Origin of the sequence: Actinoplanes sp. HUAS TT8 (genome assembly GCF_051380535.1) — a bacterium.
Classification (GTDB): domain Bacteria; phylum Actinomycetota; class Actinomycetes; order Mycobacteriales; family Micromonosporaceae; genus Actinoplanes.
Window position 1 is genome coordinate 3,249,026 of the sequence record NZ_CP195646.1, and the last position, 17,793, is coordinate 3,266,818.

18 protein-coding genes are annotated in these 17,793 nt (G+C 70.8%); 11 read left to right on the forward strand and 7 right to left on the reverse strand.

From position 1 onward, the window contains the following. Positions 1-73: 73 nt before the first annotated feature. From amaB to ACSHV8_RS14520, 3 genes are read right to left on the reverse strand one after another with little or no spacing between them, the layout of a single operon-like run. A complete protein-coding gene (gene amaB / locus ACSHV8_RS14510) occupies positions 74-1,576 on the reverse strand; it encodes an L-piperidine-6-carboxylate dehydrogenase (protein ID WP_436533237.1) in 1,503 nt (500 codons plus the stop codon). Beyond that, the gene (hglS, locus tag ACSHV8_RS14515; RefSeq protein WP_436533239.1) at positions 1,573-2,952 is read right to left on the reverse strand and encodes a 2-oxoadipate dioxygenase/decarboxylase; all 1,380 of its coding nucleotides are present in this window, start codon (positions 2,950-2,952) and stop codon (positions 1,573-1,575) included. Before hglS ends, amaB begins: the two co-directional genes overlap by 4 nt. A gap of 14 nt (positions 2,953-2,966) precedes the next feature. Further along, positions 2,967-4,103 (reverse strand): NAD(P)/FAD-dependent oxidoreductase, encoded by a 1,137-nt coding sequence (locus ACSHV8_RS14520; protein ID WP_436533240.1) that lies wholly within the window; start codon positions 4,101-4,103, stop codon positions 2,967-2,969. 83 nt (positions 4,104-4,186) lie between these two features. On the opposite strand from ACSHV8_RS14520, the gene ACSHV8_RS14525 reads away from it, so the two are divergent. The 4 genes from ACSHV8_RS14525 (at position 4,187) to ACSHV8_RS14540 (ending at position 7,982) form a co-directional block, all read left to right on the forward strand. After that, positions 4,187-5,095 (forward strand): LysR family transcriptional regulator, encoded by a 909-nt coding sequence (locus ACSHV8_RS14525; protein WP_436533242.1) that lies wholly within the window; start codon positions 4,187-4,189, stop codon positions 5,093-5,095. A gap of 65 nt (positions 5,096-5,160) precedes the next feature. Then, positions 5,161-7,035 (forward strand): RiPP maturation radical SAM C-methyltransferase, encoded by a 1,875-nt coding sequence (locus ACSHV8_RS14530; protein ID WP_436533244.1) that lies wholly within the window; start codon positions 5,161-5,163, stop codon positions 7,033-7,035. A 4-nt stretch (positions 7,036-7,039) separates the two neighbouring features. Next, the gene (locus ACSHV8_RS14535; RefSeq protein WP_436533246.1) at positions 7,040-7,783 is read left to right on the forward strand and encodes a DUF5825 family protein; all 744 of its coding nucleotides are present in this window, start codon (positions 7,040-7,042) and stop codon (positions 7,781-7,783) included. Positions 7,784-7,859: 76 nt separating this feature from the next. Further along, positions 7,860-7,982 (forward strand): hypothetical protein, encoded by a 123-nt coding sequence (locus ACSHV8_RS14540; RefSeq protein ID WP_436533248.1) that lies wholly within the window; start codon positions 7,860-7,862, stop codon positions 7,980-7,982. A 3-nt stretch (positions 7,983-7,985) separates the two neighbouring features. Here the strand turns inward: ACSHV8_RS14540 and ACSHV8_RS14545 are convergent, their stop codons facing one another. Both ACSHV8_RS14545 and ACSHV8_RS14550 read right to left on the reverse strand, forming a co-directional pair. Continuing rightward, the gene (locus ACSHV8_RS14545) at positions 7,986-9,254 is read right to left on the reverse strand and encodes an MFS transporter (protein WP_436533250.1); all 1,269 of its coding nucleotides are present in this window, start codon (positions 9,252-9,254) and stop codon (positions 7,986-7,988) included. A 57-nt stretch (positions 9,255-9,311) separates the two neighbouring features. After that, positions 9,312-9,809, reverse strand: a complete 498-nt coding sequence (locus tag ACSHV8_RS14550) for a hypothetical protein (RefSeq protein WP_436533252.1) — start codon at positions 9,807-9,809, stop codon at positions 9,312-9,314. Between the two features lie 35 nt (positions 9,810-9,844). Here ACSHV8_RS14550 and ACSHV8_RS14555 point away from each other — a divergent pair, with 35 nt between their 5' ends. Further along, positions 9,845-10,609 (forward strand): dienelactone hydrolase family protein, encoded by a 765-nt coding sequence (locus ACSHV8_RS14555; protein WP_436533254.1) that lies wholly within the window; start codon positions 9,845-9,847, stop codon positions 10,607-10,609. A gap of 54 nt (positions 10,610-10,663) precedes the next feature. Here the strand turns inward: ACSHV8_RS14555 and ACSHV8_RS14560 are convergent, their stop codons facing one another. Beyond that, on the reverse strand, positions 10,664-11,236 hold the full coding sequence (locus ACSHV8_RS14560) for an NADPH-dependent FMN reductase (protein WP_436533256.1): 573 nt from the start codon (positions 11,234-11,236) through the stop codon (positions 10,664-10,666). 60 nt (positions 11,237-11,296) lie between these two features. Here ACSHV8_RS14560 and ACSHV8_RS14565 point away from each other — a divergent pair, with 60 nt between their 5' ends. Continuing rightward, entirely contained in the window at positions 11,297-11,581 is a 285-nt protein-coding gene (locus ACSHV8_RS14565) for an isocitrate/isopropylmalate family dehydrogenase (RefSeq protein ID WP_436533258.1), read from the forward strand. On the opposite strand, the gene ACSHV8_RS14570 is transcribed toward ACSHV8_RS14565, so the two are convergent. Further along, complete coding sequence (locus ACSHV8_RS14570; RefSeq protein ID WP_436533260.1) at positions 11,513-12,208, reverse strand: VIT1/CCC1 transporter family protein; 696 nt, start codon at positions 12,206-12,208, stop codon at positions 11,513-11,515. The genes ACSHV8_RS14565 and ACSHV8_RS14570 overlap by 69 nt on opposite strands. 218 nt (positions 12,209-12,426) lie before the next feature. Between ACSHV8_RS14570 and ACSHV8_RS14575 the strand changes: the two genes are divergently transcribed. The 5 genes from ACSHV8_RS14575 (at position 12,427) to ACSHV8_RS14595 (ending at position 17,790) form a co-directional block, all read left to right on the forward strand. Further along, positions 12,427-12,933, forward strand: a complete 507-nt coding sequence (locus tag ACSHV8_RS14575; RefSeq protein ID WP_436533262.1) for a hypothetical protein — start codon at positions 12,427-12,429, stop codon at positions 12,931-12,933. A gap of 114 nt (positions 12,934-13,047) precedes the next feature. Further along, on the forward strand, positions 13,048-13,518 hold the full coding sequence (locus tag ACSHV8_RS14580; RefSeq protein WP_436533264.1) for an RNA polymerase sigma factor: 471 nt from the start codon (positions 13,048-13,050) through the stop codon (positions 13,516-13,518). After that, positions 13,515-14,348 carry a hypothetical protein gene (locus ACSHV8_RS14585; RefSeq protein ID WP_436533266.1) on the forward strand — a complete coding sequence of 278 codons (834 nt, stop codon included), beginning with the start codon at positions 13,515-13,517 and terminating at the stop codon, positions 14,346-14,348. Before ACSHV8_RS14580 ends, ACSHV8_RS14585 begins: the two co-directional genes overlap by 4 nt. A 9-nt stretch (positions 14,349-14,357) precedes the next feature. Then, a complete protein-coding gene (locus ACSHV8_RS14590; RefSeq protein WP_436533268.1) occupies positions 14,358-14,849 on the forward strand; it encodes a GNAT family N-acetyltransferase in 492 nt (163 codons plus the stop codon). A 94-nt stretch (positions 14,850-14,943) separates the two neighbouring features. Beyond that, positions 14,944-17,790 carry a GH92 family glycosyl hydrolase gene (locus tag ACSHV8_RS14595; RefSeq protein ID WP_436533270.1) on the forward strand — a complete coding sequence of 949 codons (2,847 nt, stop codon included), beginning with the start codon at positions 14,944-14,946 and terminating at the stop codon, positions 17,788-17,790. The last annotated feature ends 3 nt before the right edge of the window (positions 17,791-17,793 follow it).

Sequence of the window (17,793 nt, forward strand, 5' to 3'; positions counted from 1 at the left end):
CACAGCATAGCGCCGCGAAACCGGCCCGCCCAACCTGGTCAGACGGGTGCCCGGGCCTGCAGGGCCCCGGCGATCAGAGGAAGCTGACGTTCTGGGCCAGGGACAACGTGCTGGAGTAGTTGATCGTGTTGGTGGCCCGCCGCATGTAGGCGCGCCACGCGTCCGAGCCGGATTCGCGCCCGCCGCCGGTTTCCTTCTCGCCGCCGAAGGCGCCGCCGATCTCCGCGCCGGACGTGCCGATGTTGACGTTGGCGATGCCGCAGTCGGAGCCGTCGGCGGCCAGGAATCTTTCGGCTTCCTGCATGTCGCGGGTGAAGATCGAGGACGACAATCCTTGGGGTACGTCGTTGTGCAGCGCCACGGCCTCGTCGAACGTGTCGTAGGTGAGCACGTACAGGATCGGGGCGAACGTCTCCTCCCGCACGATCGGAGTCTGTTTCGGCATTCGCACGATGGCCGGTTCGACGTACGCGCCGCCGGTTTTTTCGATTCTGCGTCCGCCGGCGATGACTTTGCCGCCCTCGGCCTGGGCCCGGTCCAGCGCGGCCGTCATCGACGCTGCCGCGGCGTCGGTGATCAGCGGGCCGACCAGGGTGGATTCGTCGAACGGGTTGCCGATGGGCAGGCGGCCGTAGACCGCGGCGAGTTTGTCGACGAGGGTGTCGGCGATGTCGCGGTGCACGATCAGGCGGCGCAGGGTGGTGCAGCGCTGCCCGGCGGTGCCGGCCGCCGCGAACACGATGCCCTGGAGGGCCAGTTCCAGGTCGGCGGTGGGGGTGACGACGGCCGCGTTGTTGCCGCCGAGTTCGAGCAGGACCCGGCCGAAGCGGGCGGCGACGCGCGGGCCGACCTCGCGGCCCATCCGGGTGGAGCCGGTCGCGCTGACCAGGCTGACCCGCGGGTCGTCGACGAGCAGTTCACCGGCCTCGCGCCCGGCCAGCAGCAGCCGGTGCAGTTCGGGCGGGGCGCCGACGGCGGCGATGGCCCGGTCGAGCAGGTGGCTGGTGGCCAGCGAGACCAGGGGAGTGAGCTCGCTGGGCTTCCACACCACCGCGTTTCCGCAGACCAGCGCCAGTGCGGTGTTCCAGGACCAGACCGCGGCCGGGAAGTTGAACGCCGAGATGACGCCGACGACGCCGAGCGGATGCCACGTCTCGGCCAGCCGGTGCCCGGGCCGTTCGGACGCGATCGTCTTGCCGTAGAGCTGGCGGGACAGACCGACCGCGAACTCGCAGATGTCGATCATTTCCTGCACTTCGCCGAGCGCCTCCGAGCGGATCTTTCCGACCTCGATGGTGATCAGATCGGCCAGATCTGATTTGTGTACGCGAAGCAGCTCCCCGAGCGTGCGCACGAGGTCACCCCGCACCGGCGCCGGTGTGGTGCGCCAGACCCGGAACGCCTCCGCGGCCTCGCCGATCGCCCGAGTCCCCTCCTCGGCGGTGGTGGCCCGCAGGCCGAGCAGGTTCTCGCCGGTGATCGGGGAGCGGGCGTACAGATCGGTCCCGTCCGGGACGGCGACGCCGACCCGGCTGAGACTGTTCCCGGCCCGCTCGCGCAGCTGGTCGGTGTTCATGAGACCTCCGGTGTGCCGAGTTGCGTGGTGATCTTGGTGACCGATGCCGCCTGCTGGGCCGCGTAGAGCGCGAACGGGTCGTGGATGTCGCGGCCGACCGCCCCGGCCAGCCAGTCCTGGTCGTAGGCGACCGCCTCCTGGCTGGTGTCGCGGGTGCCCTCGGCGCTGAGGTTGGACTGGAAGATCCCGGCGGCCGAGCGCGGCAGGAAGTCCTCGTACACGATCGGCGTCGCCGTCACCCAGCCCTGCTCGACCAGTTCCGGCAGGGTGCCCGGCGGCGGGCCGCCGGGCCGCGCCGGGCTGACCGCGTACGAGAAATAGGCGAGGTCGGCCTCGCGCAGACCGGCCTCGGTGTCCGGCAGGCCTTTGGCCCACACGTCGGCCGCGACCTCGGCGCGCACACCCCCGGACGCGGCCAGCCGGCGGTCGACCTCGACCAGCAGTGTGTCGTAGCGGGCCCGCCCGGCCGGGGTCAGCGCGACCCCGCGGGCCTCCACCTCGCCGAACCGGACCCGCAGCGACCCGGTGCCGACCGTCCCGTCCGGCTCGCGCATGATCCGGGCCTCGGCCAGCGCGCGGAACGAGGTCTGCCGCAGCAGCACGTCCGGCCCGTGCCACTTCGGCGGGCCCTGGATCTCGTCGATCATGGCGATGCCGCGGTCGGTCATCCGCCGGTACAGCTCGTCGATGTCCAGCACGCGCGGGGTGAGGTGGTTGATGTGGGTGCTGCGGACCCCGCCGATGTCGGCGGCGACGGCCGAGACCTTCTCCAGCTCGGCGTACCAGGCCCGGTCGACCGGCTCGCCGGACAGTTCGAACGCCTGCACGGCCAGGCGCAGGAAGTTGTCCGCGTCCGGCTCGTCCAGGCCGCCGTCGCGCTCGGCCCGGTCGGCCAGTTCCAGCAGTTCCGGGCCGAACAGCTGCCGCCCGGCCAGGAACGTCTCCAGCCGGGCCCGCAGTTCCGGGGTGAAGAACCGCGGGTCGGCCGGCGTCAGCATCGAGGTGAAGACGCGGAATGGGTTGCGCGCCAGCTCGTCCGCGTCGATCGGCCGGAACGCGGTGGAGATCACCGGCACCGAGCTGCTCGCCGCGTCGCGCAGGTCGTAGAACCCGACCGGGTGCATGCCGAGCGCGCCGAAGACCCGGGCGACCTGACCGAGTTCGATCGGGGTGCCGACCCGGATGGCGCCGTGCCGTTCCGCGGTGATCCGGCCGATCGAGCCGAGGCGCTGCGCGCCGGCGCCGTCGCGCTCGACGACATCGCGGTTGACCTGCTCGGAGACCTCGACCAGGGTCGTGTAGGCGGGCACCTCGTGCCCGTACATGGTGGAGAGCTCCTGGGCGAACCTCGCCCGCAGCCGCCATTGCGGAACCATCGCTCTACTCCTGCTCAGACTATGTGGGACTCGGGGCGCCCGGCCGCGCCGGCGACGAAACGCTCCGCGGTCAGCGGGCCGACGTCGACCACCGGCGGCCGGTCCAGATAAAGATCCCGGATCACCTCGCCGACCGCGGGCGCTTGCAGGAAACCGTGCCCGGAGAAACCGGTCGCGTACAGGAAGTTCCCGGCCCGGCCGATCAGCGCGTTGTGGTCCGGCGTCACCTCGTAGAGCCCGGCCCAGCCGTTGCGCAGCCCGACGTCGATCAACGACGGCGCGCGCACCCCGATGGCCGCGCCCAGCCGGGGCAGCCAGTCGTCGTCGTAGTTCAGCTGGAACCCCGGCGCCTGTTCCGGGTCGGACATGCCCATCAGCAGGCCGGGGCCCTCGCGGTGGAAGTAGAAGGTGCTGGCGAAGTCGATGGTGAACGGCACCACCCCGGCCAGCCCGGGCATCGGCTCGGTGAAGATGATCTGCCGCCGCAACGGCGTGACCGGCAGCGGCACCCCGGCCAGGTCGCCCAGCGCGGCCGACCAGGCGCCGGCCGCGCAGACCACGGCACCCGCGCGGATCGTGCCCCGGTCGGTGGTGACGGTCCCGGCGTCTCTGTCGATCCCGGTCACCGTGACCCCGGTGAGCAGGGTGGCGCCGTACCTGCGGGCGGCGCGGGCGTAGCCCAGGACCACCGACTCGGGCGTGCAGTGCCCGTCGTCCGGGGACCAGGCGGCGGCGAGCAGCCCGTCGGTCTCGATCAGCGGGGAGAGCCGTTTCGCCTCGGCGACGTCGATCATCCGGCTGGTGATCCCGAGCTCGTTCTGCAACTGGACGTCCCGCTCGAACGACGCCACGTCCTCGGGGGTGGAGAGCAGGAACAGGTAGCCGACCCGGTGCAGGTCGATCTCCTGGCCCGGGCGCTGCCCGAAATCGGCGAACGCGTGCAGACTGCGCGCGCCGAGCTCGATGTTGATGCGGTCGGAGAACTGGGCGCGTACGCCGCCGGCGGCCTTGCAGGTCGACCCGGCGCCCAGCTCGTCGCGCTCCAGGAGCACGACGTCGCGGACACCGGCCTCGGCCAGGTGGAACGCGATGCTGGCGCCGATCGCGCCGCCACCGATCACGACCACGTCAGCGGAGCTGGGGACGGTCATACGCCCATCATGAAGTCCACTTTTCGTTCAGGTCCATTCTCAATCCGTACGCTCAAATGTTTAATTTCTTTGAAAGGTCGGGGGTGAGCGTGGACTGGTCGAGCGTGCAGCTGCGGTCGCTGGTCGAGCTGCGCCGGCGCGGCACCGTGACGGCGGTCGCGGCCGCCCTCGGATACACCCCCGGCGCGATATCGCAGCAGCTCAGCGCCCTCGAACGGGCGGCCGGAGTGGCGTTGCTGCGGCGGGTCGGGCGACGGGTGGAGCTGACCGAGGCCGGGCTGGCGCTGGTCGAGCACGCCGAGCAGATCCTGGAGATCGAGGCGGCGGCGACGGCCGCGCTGGAACGCAGCACCGGCACGGTCGCGGGGGAGTTGCAGGTGGCGCTGTTCGCGACGGCGGCGGCCGACATCCTGCCGGTCATGCTGGCCCGGGTGCGGCAGCGGCATCCCGGGCTGGTCGTGCGCAGCCGCGAGATCGTCGTCGACGACGCCTACGACGCGGTCTCCTCCGGCAGCGCCGACCTGGCGATCGGCCTGGAGTATCCGGACGTGCCGATCCGCCGCGACCCGTCACTGCGGGTGGTTCGCCTGTATCGCGAACGGTTCTCGCTGGCGGTGCCGACCGGGTCGATGCCGGACGCCGAGCGGGTCAGTCTGGCCGAGACCGGTCCGCCGCTGGGCTGGATCCTGCCGCCCGAGAACACCGACTACGGGCAGGCGATCCGGGTCGCGTGCCGCCGCGCCGGGATCGAACCGCGGCTACGGCACGAGGTCAACGACACGGCCGCGTCCCTCGCGCTGGTCGAGGCCGGTCTCGGGGTGAGCACGGTGACCGGGCTGATGCTGCGGCTGCGGCCGTCCCGCTTCGACGTGCTGCCGCTGGCCGAGACGTTCGAACGGCACATCGCGGCGGTGTTCCGCAGCTCGGCCGAGCATCGGCCGAGTGTGGCCGCCCTGGTCCGGGTTCTGCGCGATCTGGCCCCGGACGCCTGATCGTCCATATTGCTCGGTGTCGGACGCATTCGATAGTCTTCGGTCGATCTTCGGGAAGGAGTCGCTTGCGCGTCGCTCTGGTCAACATGCCCTGGCCGACCCTGTCCTGGCCGAACCTGGCGATCTCACTGCTGGACACCGTGCTCACCGGCCTCGGCCATCAGGTCACCCAGCTGTACGAGAACCTGACCTTCGCGGAGCACGTGCTGCGGGCCACCGGCGGCGAGGTGACCCCGGACGACTACCTGATGATCGCCGAGAACGGCCACGAGCACGGCGCCGGCGAATGGGTGTTCACGTCGTCGCTGTACCGGCCCGGCTGGCGGCTCGACGAGTACACCGCCCGGCTGCGCGAGGACGGGTTTCCGCTGGTCGACCAGGTGATCCGGCTGCACGGGCTGGCGCCCGCCTACATCGCCGCGGCGGCCGACCGGGTGCTGGCCGGCGACCCCGACCTGGTCGGGCTGACCACCACGTTCGCGCAGACCGTGCCCATCCTCGCCCTCGCCGCCGAGCTCAAACGCCGCCGGCCCGGCCTGCCGATCGTGGCCGGCGGCGCGAACTGCGACGACGTCATGGGTGTCGCGCTGCACCGCAACTTCCCGATCCTCGACTACGTCGTGCAGGGCGAGGGCGAACGGCCGCTGACCGAACTGATGGCGGCGCTCGCGGGGGAGCGGGAGCTGAGCACGGTGACCGGGCTCTGCTGGCGCGACGAGCGCGGTACGACAGTCGTCAACCCGCTGGGGCCGGGCATGACGGCCGGGGACCGGCTGCCGGTCGCGCACGTCCGGCCGTACTTCGACATCGTTTCCGAGGGTTTGATCCGGTCCTGGATGGACGTGCCCTACATGCGCCTGGAGACGTCGCGGGGCTGCTGGTGGGGTGAGAAGCGGCAGTGCACGTTCTGCGGGCTGAACGCGGCGACCATCGGCTATCGCACCAAACCACCCGAGCGCGCCTGGGCCGAGATCGAGCGAGCCGTCACCGAGTTCGGCGTGCTGGACATCGCGCTGACCGACAACATCCTGGACCCGGCCTACTTCGACACGCTGCTGCCGCGGCTCGCCGCCACCGACTGGGACCTGCGGATCTTCTACGAGGTCAAGTCCAATCTGCGCCCCGACCAGATGCGGATCCTGGCCGCGGCCGGGGTCACCGAGGTGCAGCCGGGCATCGAGAGCCTGGCCTCGGGCCCGCTGGCGTTGATGGACAAGGGCGCGACCGGCGCCGCCCAGGTCAGGGCGCTGCGGCTGTTCCGGGAGCACGGCATCTTCCCCTCGTGGAACTATCTGTTCGGATTCCCGGGCGAGGACTGGGCGCGGGACTACCGGCCGGTGGTCGAGCAGATCGCGGCACTGGTGCACCTGCCGCCGCCGCGCACCGTGCAGCGGATCACCCTGGAACGCTTCGCGCCGCTGTTCGAACGGCCGGAACTCGGCATCGACGACCCGCGGGCCGCCGCCGAGTGGTACGCGATGATCTTCGACCTGCCCGCGGCCGAGTTGACCGACCTCGCCTATTTCTTCCGGTACGAACCCAAGGGCATCACCGACGAGCAGGCGGCGGAACTGTCGGCGGCGGTCGAGAACTGGCAGCGGGCGTACGAGCACTCGACCCTCACCTATCGGACGGCCGGACAGGACCTGCAGATCTGCGACCGTCGTGTGGGCAGGTTCGGCGGCGATTTCGTGCTGTCCGGGTGGGAGGCGGTCGTCTACCTGAGCCTGGAACGGCACCTCACCGTGTCCGGCCTGGCCGCGGCGCTGCGGGCCGGCGACCACCCGGCCGAGACGGATCGGCTGCTCGCCCTGCTGACCCGATGGCAGCAGCTCGGCCTGGTCTACCGGGACGGGGACGGCTGGGTCGCGCTCGCGCTGCCGGCCGACCCGCGGATCACCAACGGCTGGCGGGACCGCGGTGACCTCGTCGCCGGGTGAACGCGTGCCGCTGCCGCTGGTCGCGACGCCGTACCGGCTGCCCCGGACCGCGGGTGCGGGCCGGGTGGTGGCGCCGTCACTGCCGCTCAACGATCCCGAATCGCTGATCGCCGCGCTGGGCCGGTTCGGGCCGGTCACCGTGGCATCGCACCGGATCTCGATCGCCTGTCCGCCCGACCGGCTCGGCGCTCTGGCTCAGGAGGTCATTCGAGGACCCGCCATCGAGGTACGGATCGACGTGCCCCCGCCCGCGGAGAGCGGACCGGCCGCCGTGGCCGCACTCGCCGTGGCCGGCGTCGACCGCCTGGTGGTGTCCGAGCCGGTCGGAGCGGCCACCGCCGACTGGATCGAACTGGCCAAGGCCGCACTCACCCACGGCCTGCCACTGCACTGGACCGGAACCGCCGGGCCGGAATTCGCGCACCTCGTGCCCGCCCGGACCGACCTCGAAGGGCGCCGCCGCTGGCGGTACGGCCTGCTGACCTGGCGGCGCGGCCCCGGCTTCGTGCTGGTCGACGACCGCCGGGACAGCGAGGACCGGCGCAGCCTGGTCATCGACAGTCCACCGCTGGTCGAAGCGTTCGGCCCGGAACTGGACCGGCCGGCCGCGGGCACCGCAGGCACCGATCCGCTGCTCGCCGAGCTGGCCGGGGTGGGGCTGGTGACCTCCGGGCCGGTCGCGGTCTGGTTGCCGTACCGGATGCTGCGCCTGCCGGTCGCGCCGCCCGACCGGTTCGAGGATTCATGATCTTGGATCGGACGTCTATAGTGGACGAAATTTCGGCGGTGTCGGCGGTCTCGCAAGCCGCACAGAGGGAGCGCACGTGAACACTGCTCAGCAGAAGCCGGCCGAGTCGGCCAAGCCCGAGCCGCGCAAGCCGGTCATCCGCAGCGTGACCCACATCGTGACCAAGCGCCGGGCTGTTCTGGACTTCTTCTGGTCCTGAATCTCACCGGGCCGGGTCGTCGCCGGCGGCGCGGCTGTTCGCGATCGAGATGCTCCGCAGCGACGGCGAGCAGATCGCCCACGCCACGGCGGCCACCTGGATCGCGCCGCCGACCAGCAGCAGCGGGCGGGGCCCGGCCCACCCGGCCGCCGAGCCGACGATCGCGTAGGTCACCGGCATCAGCCCGACCACCGAGAACGACACCAGGCTGCCCACCCGGCCCAGCATGGACCGGTCGCTGACCGCCTGCATCATGCCGATCGCCGAGCTGCCGGCCACCGTGAGGAACAGGCCCATCGCGCCCAGGACGGCCACCAGCGCCGGCAGTGGCAGGGCCAGACCGGCAGCGACCGTGAGCAGTGCCTGGCCGGCCGTCATGGTGATCATCAACGGTGCGCCGCCCGCGCCCGGGATCAGGCCGAACCCGAGCAGCGCCGCCCCGGCGGTGGCCCCGGCCCCGATCGCCCCCAGCATCAGGCCCAGGTTCCCGGCACCCCATCCCTGGGCGTGGGCCAGCAGCGGCAGGCCGACGTTGACGGGACCGGCGAAACCGGCGTTGACCAGGACGGTGAACAGCAGTAGCCGGGCCAGCGGGCGGTTGTCCCGCGCGTACCGCAGCCCTGCGCGCAACTCCTCCACGAAGCTCGGACCGTCCGCGGACCGGGACGGCGGCGCGATCGGCACCACCCGCAGCGCCAGGACCGAGACCAGGAAGGTCGCCGCGTTGGCGGCGAACACCCAGCCCGCACCGAACCCGATCAGGGCGCCGCTGGCCGGTGGCCCGATGAACTGCGCGAACCGCAGCGCCAGGGTGCGCAACCCGTTCCCGGCCGGCAGCGCCTCGGGCGGCAGCAGGTGGGGCAGCATGGTGGTCAGGGCCGGCTGGAACACCGCGTCCACCGCACCGAAAATGATCACGACGACGAACAGGCCGGGCAGCCCGATCGTCCCGGAGAACGCGGCCACCGCGGCGAACGCCATCACGACCGCGCGCAGCACGTCGCTGCCGAGCATGACGCGCCGGCCGCCGAACCGGTCGGCGATCACCCCGCCGCCCAGCATCAGCGCCGCCCGGGGCACGGCGGCCGCGGCCAGCAGCACGCCGACCGTGCCGGCCGACGCGCCCAGCCGCAGCGCGGTCCACGGCAGGGCCAGGAAGTAGAGCTGGTCGCCGATCAGGGAGACGAAGTGGCCGGCCAGGAACGTGCGGAAGGCGGGCTGCCGCAGAGGGGTGGCCTGAAATCCGACTCCCGCCCGCCCCGTCACTCGCACCCCTCCACCCTATCGACGAATGTCAGTCTATTCGACGATCTCCAGCGTCATCGCGAGTCACGCGCAGTGGTCGGCCGGTGTTCCGGCGATCCGGGTCAGCTTGACGGTGGCGAGTTCGGTGGACTTCGCGGCCAGCGCGTTCACATCGGCGTCCTGGCCGGAGCCGGCGGCGTCCTGCGCCGTGACCAGGTCGACCGCGAGCAGACTGACCTGGTAGTGCTGGCCGGCCGAGTCATCGCCGTTGCCGAAGAACTGGACTCCCCGCCACGACGACAAGGTTGACGGATCGCCGAAATTCTCAACAAATTGGACGTACGCGGTGGGGTCGTTGTTGTCGATGTTCTTCATCGCCAGCACCAGCGTCTTGCCGTCGGCGAGCGTCGCCGTGCCGGTGAAGCGGGCGCACTGCTGCACCTCGGCGCCGTCGGCCGGCGTGCTGATCGCCCCGGCCGTGGTCACCGGCGACGCGGCGACCTCGGGGCTGCTCGTGGTGCAGGCGGCCAGCAGGACCGGGAGCAGGGCGGCCACCGCGAGCGGGTACGGGATCCTCGTCACGATCACCAGACCTTAGTCCCAGTAGCGTGGTCCGCATGAGTGAGCTGTCCGCACTGCATCAGGAACTCGTCGACACGGTGCCGGCCGGGGCCGGCGCCAGAATCGAGACAACCACCATCGCGTACGGCCATGACGGGCAACCCCTGGAGGGCTACGCGGCCCACGACACCGCGATCACCGAGCGCAAACCGGCCGTGATCGTCGTGCACGACTGGTCGGGGCTGCGCGAGTACCCGAAGGCGCGGGCGCAGATGCTGGCCCGGCTCGGCTACTACGCGTTCGCGGCCGACATCTACGGCACGGGCCGCCGCTTCGAGACCGAGCAGGACTGTGAGACCGAGGCGCGCAAGTACTACGGGAACCTGCCGCTGCTGCGCGCCCGCGTCCAGGCCGCCTACGACCTGGTCGCCAAGGACCCGGCGGTCGACCCGGAACGGATCGCGGTGATCGGCTACTGCTTCGGCGGCTCGGCCGCGCTCGAATTCGCCCGCGACGGCGCCGCCCTGCGCGGCACGGTGTCGTTCCACGGCCGCCTGATCGTCCACGAGCCGGCCGAGGTCGCCGCGATCACCGGGTCGGTGCTGGTGCTCACCGGCGGGGCCGACCCGGTCGTGCCGGACTCGGCGATCGCCGCGTTCCAGGACGAGCTGCGCGGCCGGGAGGACCTGGACTGGCAGGTGAACGTCTACTCGGGGGCGCCGCACGCGTACAGCCTGCCGGGCACACCGTTCCACCACCCGGTCGCCGACAAGCGCAGCTGGCGCGACCTGGTCGCGTTCCTGGAGGAAGTCTTCGCCTGACCGGGCCGCCCTTTGCCGGGCCGGCGAGCTGGGAGGCCCGCCGGCCCGGGCGGCTCAGGACTCGCGCAGGACGCTCAGGGCGTTGGTGAGCTTGAGGACCTCGTCGAGCATGACCTTGGCCGACGCCTCGACCTGGGCCGACGGGACGAACTCGCCCTGCTCGTCCAGGAACTGGGTGAACATCGGGACCGAGACCGCCTCGATGACCGGCATGATCTTCAGCGAGGAGAGGACCGGCTTGAGAGCGGTCGCGGCGCGCAGACCGGCCGACACGCCACCGTAGGAGACCAGGCCGGCCGGCTTGTGGTTCCACTCGGAGTACAGGTGGTCGAGCGCGTTCTTCAGCGAGGCCGGGAACGAGTGGTTGTACTCCGGCGTCACGAACACGAACGCGTCGGCGCGCTTGACGGTCGCGCTCCAGTCCCGGGTGTGCTGGTGCTTGTACTGCCCCAGCCGGGGGTGGTTCGGCTCGTCGAACATCGGGAGGGCCACCTCGGCGAGGTCGACCAGCTCGACGGTGAACCCGCCGTGGGCCTCGGCGACACGCTGGACCCACTGGGCGACCGCGTGACCCTTGCGGCCGTCACGCGTGCTGGCGGTGATGATCTGCAGTACCGGACTCGACATGCTTGCCCTTTCAACTGTTCCTGTCGCAACTAATCTAGCGCGGGGGCGATCATGGATGGCATGAGCAGCCCGTACACCCTCGGTGTCCTGCACGGCGACGGCATCGGGCCGGAGATCGTCCCGGCCGCCGTGCGCGTGATCGACGACGCTATGCGCATTCTGTCCCGGCCGCCGATCGACTGGGTCGAGTTGCCGATGGGCGCGTCGGCGATCGCGTCACACGGGGCGGCGCTGCCCGAAGGGACCCTCGACACCCTGGCTGTGATGGACGCCATGTCAGCCGACGAGGGTGCCGACGGCGTAGGTCACCGCCATCGCGACCGCGCCCCCGACCACCAGGCGTAGCACCGCACGCGCCGCCCGGGCCCCGCCCAGCCGGGCACTCAGGAAGCCGGTCGCGGCCAGGGCGGCGATCACCACCAGGAACGTCACCGGCACCCGGACACCCGGCGGCGGGAGCAGGATCGCGGCCAGCGGCAGCGCCGAACCGGTGGTGAACGCGACCGCCGACGCAACCGCGGCCTGCCACGGGCTGGTCAGCTCGCCCGGCGTCAGGTGCAGCTCGACGTCGGCGTGCGCGGCGAACGCGTCCTTCTCGGTCAGCTCCAGCGCCACCTGCCGGGCGGTCGCGGGGGACAGGCCCTTCGCCTCGTACAGTTCGGTGAGCTCCTCGAACTCCTGCTCCGGGAAGTCGGCCAGCTCGCGGCGCTCCTTGTCGAGCAGGGCCCGTTCGGTGTCGCGCTGGCTGCTGACCGACACGTACTCGCCCAGGGCCATCGAGACAGCGCCGGCGACCAGACCGGCCAGGCCCGCGGTCAGCAGCGGACCGGTCGAGGTGGTCGCGCCGGCCACCCCGACGACCAGGCCGGCGGTGGAGACGATGCCGTCGTTGGCGCCGAGAACACCCGCGCGCAGCCAGTTCAGCCGCCCGGCCACCGACTCGTCGTGCGGCTCGTTCGGATGCGTGACCATGGGAACTCCTCGATGCCGTAGCTGCCCGATCTTGGCATTCTTCAGTACGCGGTGACGGGCGCCGCTATTCCACCACCGGGCCGGGCCGAGCCGCCAGGATCGCCGAACGAGGCTGCCGGCGGTCTGGTCCGTCCGCTCTGATCACGTGGTAGCTCGTCGGCGGCGCACACCGAAGTCTCCGGGTTGCCGTCCCGGCCATCGCTCTTGATCATGGGTCGATGGGAATCGACCTGGAACTGGCCGACTGCGCCGCCGCGAAGGAAAGGCTGGCCGCGTGCGAGGCGGCCGGGCCGCTGTGCCCGCACGAACCGGACTGCGAGGCGAAGGTCTACCGGAGCCTGGCCAGGGCGGCCGACGACCGGCCCGGCGAGGTGTCCCCGTCGGAGTTCCGCTACCGGCACTTCGCCGACATCAACCAGAACATGCGCCTGCTCGGGATGGGTTACGCGGCCGAACCCGAGGACTCCGGCGACGAACCGGAGCCGGAGTTCGCCGGTCTGGGCTGGCGAACCGACACGCCACGGGGGAGGCGCGGGATTGCGGCGTTCAAACTGGAGTCGAACGACCGGTGGTTCGTGAGCCGTCGCGAGATCGACGAGGCGCTGACCGCCTACGCGGAGGCACCCGCGGAGACGCGGGCGACGCTGGAGACCGACGAGAAGTGGGCCAGTTGGATCCGATGGCTCACGGTGGCCCGTGACCACGGCGGCTTCGAAGCGGAGTAGGCGCAGAAACTTCGGGCCCTCGGCAACCTCCGGACCGCCGGCTGTCGTCCTAGTCATGTGCGAGGTGGGGGAGGTTCGTTGAAGGCTGCTGAGCAGGCCAGATTTACGGAGATCGTGAACGCGCGCCTGACCTGGTTGCGGCGGCTGGCGCTGGCGGTCTGCGGCGACTGGCATCGGGCCGATGACCTGGTCCAGGACGTCCTGGTCCGGCTCTACAAGGTCTGGCCGTTGCGGGACGAGGGGGCGATCGACGCCTGGTTGCGGACGACGCTGATCCGCCGGTGGACGGACGAGACCAGGAGCGCGTGGCGGCGCCGGGAGCGGCCGACGGATGCCGTCCCCGAGTTCGCGGACTCGCACGCGGGCCCGGACGACGACCCGAACATCCTCAACGCCCTGGCCAAGTTGTCGCCCCGGCGGCGGGCCTGCCTCGTGCTGCGTTTTCTGGAGGACCTTCCGGTAACCGAGACGGCCTCGATCATGAATGTCTCGGAGGGGACCGTCAAAAGCCTGACATCCCGAGCGTTAGAGGATCTTCGTCAATTGATGGGGGCGGAACATGTCGTGCGGGACGGCCGATCATGAATGAGCAATGGGCCCACGAGCAGATGCAGACGATCGTCTCCGAGACACCGCCCACGCCGTTTTCGCTGGAATCGGTCGTGCAACGGGGCGAAACCGCGCGACGCCGCCGGAAGCTGATGAGGGCGGCCGGGGTGGCCGCGGTCGCGGTGTCCCTTCTGGCCGTGGTTTCGATACCCGTCCTGGCGGACAGGTCGCACCCACCGGACACCAAGGTCGCCGGTTCCATACCGGCGAAATTGACCGTCAGCTGTGCCGGCAGCACGCCCACGATCGACGGCACCACGGTCGCCGCGTCGCCGGACGGTGTGCACTTCGCGGCGTCGGCGAGCAGCAGCGACACGTCCGTGGCCTACCTTTTCGACCCGGCCACGTCGGGCAGCGGATGGTTCGGGCCGCCCGGGCCGGCGGGAACCAACGCGGTGCTCTCATCGCAGAGCCGGGAGATCGTGTGGGACATTCCACCCGGGCCGGTCGACGTGTCCTGCGTGAAAGGAGACGCCGATTCTCCGAAGATCCGAATTCTTGTCGTCGATCCGCAGGGGTACTACCGCTCGGGGGACATCCGGAAGCTCGGCTGCACGAGCACGGCCCTGATGAGTTTGAAAGGTCCCGCCTCGGCCGGTGCACCCACTGTCGACGGCGTGATCCAGAAACTGGCGACGCAGAACAAGGTGGCCGGATCGCTGTCCTACGAGCGGATCCCGATGGGGTATGTGGAGACGCGACAGCAATTGTATGTGCTGCGGGTCGACGGCAAGAATTGGCGAATTCTGCTGGTCCAGCCGGTAGGGCAGGGTTATTCGGCCGACACCTATGGGCTCTGCCGGTAGGGTCGGCTGGTGCCTGATCTGATGCGGCTGGAGGCCGGTCACGCGGCGGCGGTCCTGGCCTTCGAGGTGGCGAACCGGGCCTACTTCGCCGCCGCGGTCTCGGATCGCGGCGACGACTACTTCGAGGAGTTCGCCGAGCGGCACCGCGGTCTGCTGGCCGAGCAGGACGCCGGGGTCTGCGCGTTCTACGTGCTGCTCGACGACGATGTGGTGCTCGGCCGGTTCAATCTGTTCGACATCGCCGACGGCACGGCGGTGCTCGGCTACCGGGTCGCCGAGCAGGTCACCGGCCGGGGCGTGGCCACCGCCACCGTCCGGGAGCTGTGCCGCCGGGCGGGGGCCGAGTACGGGCTGCGCACCCTGCGGGCGGCCGCCGCCGACGACAACGTCGCGTCCCGGAAAGTGCTGGTCAAGGCCGGTTTCGTGCCGGTCGGACCGGCCGACCCGGGCCACCTCGGGGGCAAGCCGGGCACCTGGTTCGAACGCGACCTGCTGGTCTAGCCGGCCGCGCGGCGGGCGGTTGACACATTGAGATCAGTCGAATAAACCTTGTTTCCAATGGCGACTGACATCGATGTCACCGTGGAGGCAGCGCGTGCTCAGATCTCGTACCGTCGCAGTGTTTCTGGGGGTTGCCCTCAGTGTTCCGATCGGCGCCGCCGCAGCTCAGGCCGCGCCCGCGACCCTCGTCGGCGATCCGGCGGCCTATGTCGACCCGTTCATCGGGACGACCAATCTCGGCAACACCTATCCGGGTGCGGTGACGCCGTTCGGCATGCTCGCGTGGAGTCCGCAGACCTCGCGCGGCACCCAGATCTCGACGCCCGCGCCGGGCGGGTATCAGTACACGGCGACCCGGATCCGCGGTTTCAGCCTGACCCATCTCAGCGGGGTGGGCTGTTCGGGCGGCAGCGGTGACATCCCGATCATGCCGCAGGTCGGTGACGTCACCACCTCGCCGACCGCGGACGCCACCGACGCGACCTTCGCCAGCACGTTCGCGCACGCCAACGAGGCGGCCCGGCCCGGCTACTACTCGGTGCGGCTGGACAGCGGGGCGGGGGCCGAGCTGACGGCGACGCCGCGGACCGGCTCGGGGCGGTTCACGTTCCCGGCCGACAAGGCGGCCAGCCTGCTGTTCCGTACGTCGATGTCGGAGACCGGCAGTGAAGCCGCGACCGTGCATCTCGATCCGGCGACGCGGACCGTGACCGGTTCGGTCAGTGCCGGGAACTTCTGCGGGCCGCAGAGCACGGACAACAGCCACGCCTACTACACGCTGCACTTCGTCGCCGTGCTCGACCAGCCGTTCGCGGCGACCGGCACCTGGACCGACGCGACGCTCACGCCGGGCGGCACGGACGCGAGCGGCGGCAGTGGCTACAGCACGGTGGGACGGCCGGTGGCCGGCAAGGGGTCGGGCGGGTACGTGACGTTCGCGCCCGGCACGACCAGCGTCGGCATGCGCGTCGGTATCTCGTACGTAAGCGTTGATGGTGCTCGTAAAAATCTCACGAAAGAGAGTGGGAAACGCGGGTTCGATCAGATCGCCGCGGCGGCGCGCGCCGCGTGGACGAGCCGGTTGAGGAAAATCGCGATCGGGGGCGGGACCGAGGCGCAGCGGCGCACGTTCTACACCGCGCTCTATCACGCGCAGCTCGAACCGACGTTGACCAGTGACGTCGACGGGAAGTACATGGGGGCCGACGGGACGGCTCATTCCGTACGCGGAAAGCAGCGATCCCAGTACGGGACGTTCTCCGGATGGGACGTCTATCGCGCGCAGGTCCAACTGCTGACACTTCTCGATCCGGGAATGGCCAGTGATTTCGCGCAGTCGCTCTACAACTACGCCACTCAGCGCGACGGCGAATGGGATCGGTGGCTGCTGATCCACGGCAAGACGGCGGTCATGTCCGGTGACCCGGCCGCGGCCGCGGTCGCCGCCATGCATGCGTTCGGCGCTCGCGATTTCGACGTCAAGGGCGCATTCCGTTCCCTGGTACGGGCGGCAACCGTCCCGACCGAGAACGACTCCAGCGACGCCGGTTGCAACGTGGAGTGTGTCGGTCAGCGGCCCGCGCTCGACAAGTATCTGCAGCTCGGGTACGTGCCGGCCGACGACTGCCACTGCTGGGGTGGCGCCGCGGAAACCCTGGAGGACGCGGCCGCCGATTACGGGCTGTCCCGGCTGGCCGCATCGCTCGGTGACCGCGCGAACGAGAAGAAGTTCCTGGACCGGTCGCTGAACTGGCGCAACGTCTACGACCCGGCGGCCAAGGCGGATCCGGGCCTGGAGCACAACATCCGCGAGCAGATCGCGACGATCACCGCGAGCGGCGAGAACGGGACGGCCGAGGGCAAGGCCAAGGCGTTCGACGGCGACCGGGGCACGAAGTGGCTCACGTTCGCCACCACCGGCTGGATCCAGGCGCAGCTCAAGCAGGCGCAGACCGTCACGTCGTACGCTCTGACCTCGGGAAATGACGAGCCGGGACGCGACCCGAAGGACTGGCAGCTGCTCGGCAGCAACGACGGCACGACCTGGTCGGTCGTCGACGAGCGGGCCGGTCAGACGTTCGCCCAGCGTGGACAGACCGTGGAGTTCACGGTCGCCGAGCCGAAGCCGTACCTGTACTACCGCCTCAACGTCACCGCCAACGGTGGCGAGGACATCGTGCAGCTCGGCGAGCTCGAACTGGCCGACCCGGCGGTGGCGACACCGAACCCGCCCGACGGCCCGTTCGTCGGCTGGATGCGCGACCGCTACGCCGACGGCACGTGGGCGCCCGGTTTCAGCCCGTCGACCGGGACCGGTTTCGTCGAGGGCAGCAGCGCCCAGTACACCTGGATGGTCTACTCCGACGTGCTCGGGCTGGCGAAGGCGATGGGCGGGACGGCCAAGGCGGCCGAGCGGCTGGACGCGTTCTTCCGCAAGCCCGACGGCACGTTCGACCTGACCGCGGCCAGCAGCACCCGGTTCGACGCGACCAACGAGCCGGACATCCAGACGCCGTACCTCTACAACTATTTCGGGCAGGCCTACAAGACCCAGGAGACGGTTCGCGCGATCATCGACGGCCGGTGGAGTGACGGCACCGGTGGCATCCCCGGCAACGACGACGCCGGGACGATGAGCGCCTGGTACGTCTTCTCCGCGCTGGGCCTCTACCCGACCGTCCCGACCCGGGCCGAACTGGCCCTGACCACGCCGCTGTTCCCGCGGGCGGTCGTGCACCTGGCCGGTGGGCGGTCACTGACGATCGACGCGCCGGGCGACGGGCTCTACGTGCAGGGCCTGCGGTTCGACGGCAAGCCGCGCACCAAGGCCTGGCTGCCGGCGTCGGCGATCCACGACGGCGGTCACCTCAGTTACACGCGGTCGGCTGCACCCAGCCTGACCTGGGGCTCCCGGCCCGGGGACGCCCCTCCGCAGAACTGAGCC

Excerpts from the sequence above, each read along its gene's own strand:
- amaB (WP_436533237.1), bottom strand. The coding sequence starts at position 1,576 with ATGAACACCGACCAGCTGCGCGAGCGGGCCGGGAACAGTCTCAGCCGG.
- hglS (WP_436533239.1), bottom strand. The coding sequence starts at position 2,952 with ATGGTTCCGCAATGGCGGCTGCGGGCGAGGTTCGCCCAGGAGCTCTCC.
- ACSHV8_RS14520 (WP_436533240.1), bottom strand. The coding sequence starts at position 4,103 with ATGACCGTCCCCAGCTCCGCTGACGTGGTCGTGATCGGTGGCGGCGCG.
- ACSHV8_RS14555 (WP_436533254.1), top strand. The coding sequence starts at position 9,845 with ATGAGTGAGCTGTCCGCACTGCATCAGGAACTCGTCGACACGGTGCCG.
- ACSHV8_RS14560 (WP_436533256.1), bottom strand. The coding sequence starts at position 11,236 with ATGTCGAGTCCGGTACTGCAGATCATCACCGCCAGCACGCGTGACGGC.
- ACSHV8_RS14565 (WP_436533258.1), top strand. The coding sequence starts at position 11,297 with ATGAGCAGCCCGTACACCCTCGGTGTCCTGCACGGCGACGGCATCGGG.
- ACSHV8_RS14570 (WP_436533260.1), bottom strand. The coding sequence starts at position 12,208 with ATGGTCACGCATCCGAACGAGCCGCACGACGAGTCGGTGGCCGGGCGG.
- ACSHV8_RS14575 (WP_436533262.1), top strand. The coding sequence starts at position 12,427 with ATGGGAATCGACCTGGAACTGGCCGACTGCGCCGCCGCGAAGGAAAGG.
- ACSHV8_RS14585 (WP_436533266.1), top strand. The coding sequence starts at position 13,515 with ATGAATGAGCAATGGGCCCACGAGCAGATGCAGACGATCGTCTCCGAG.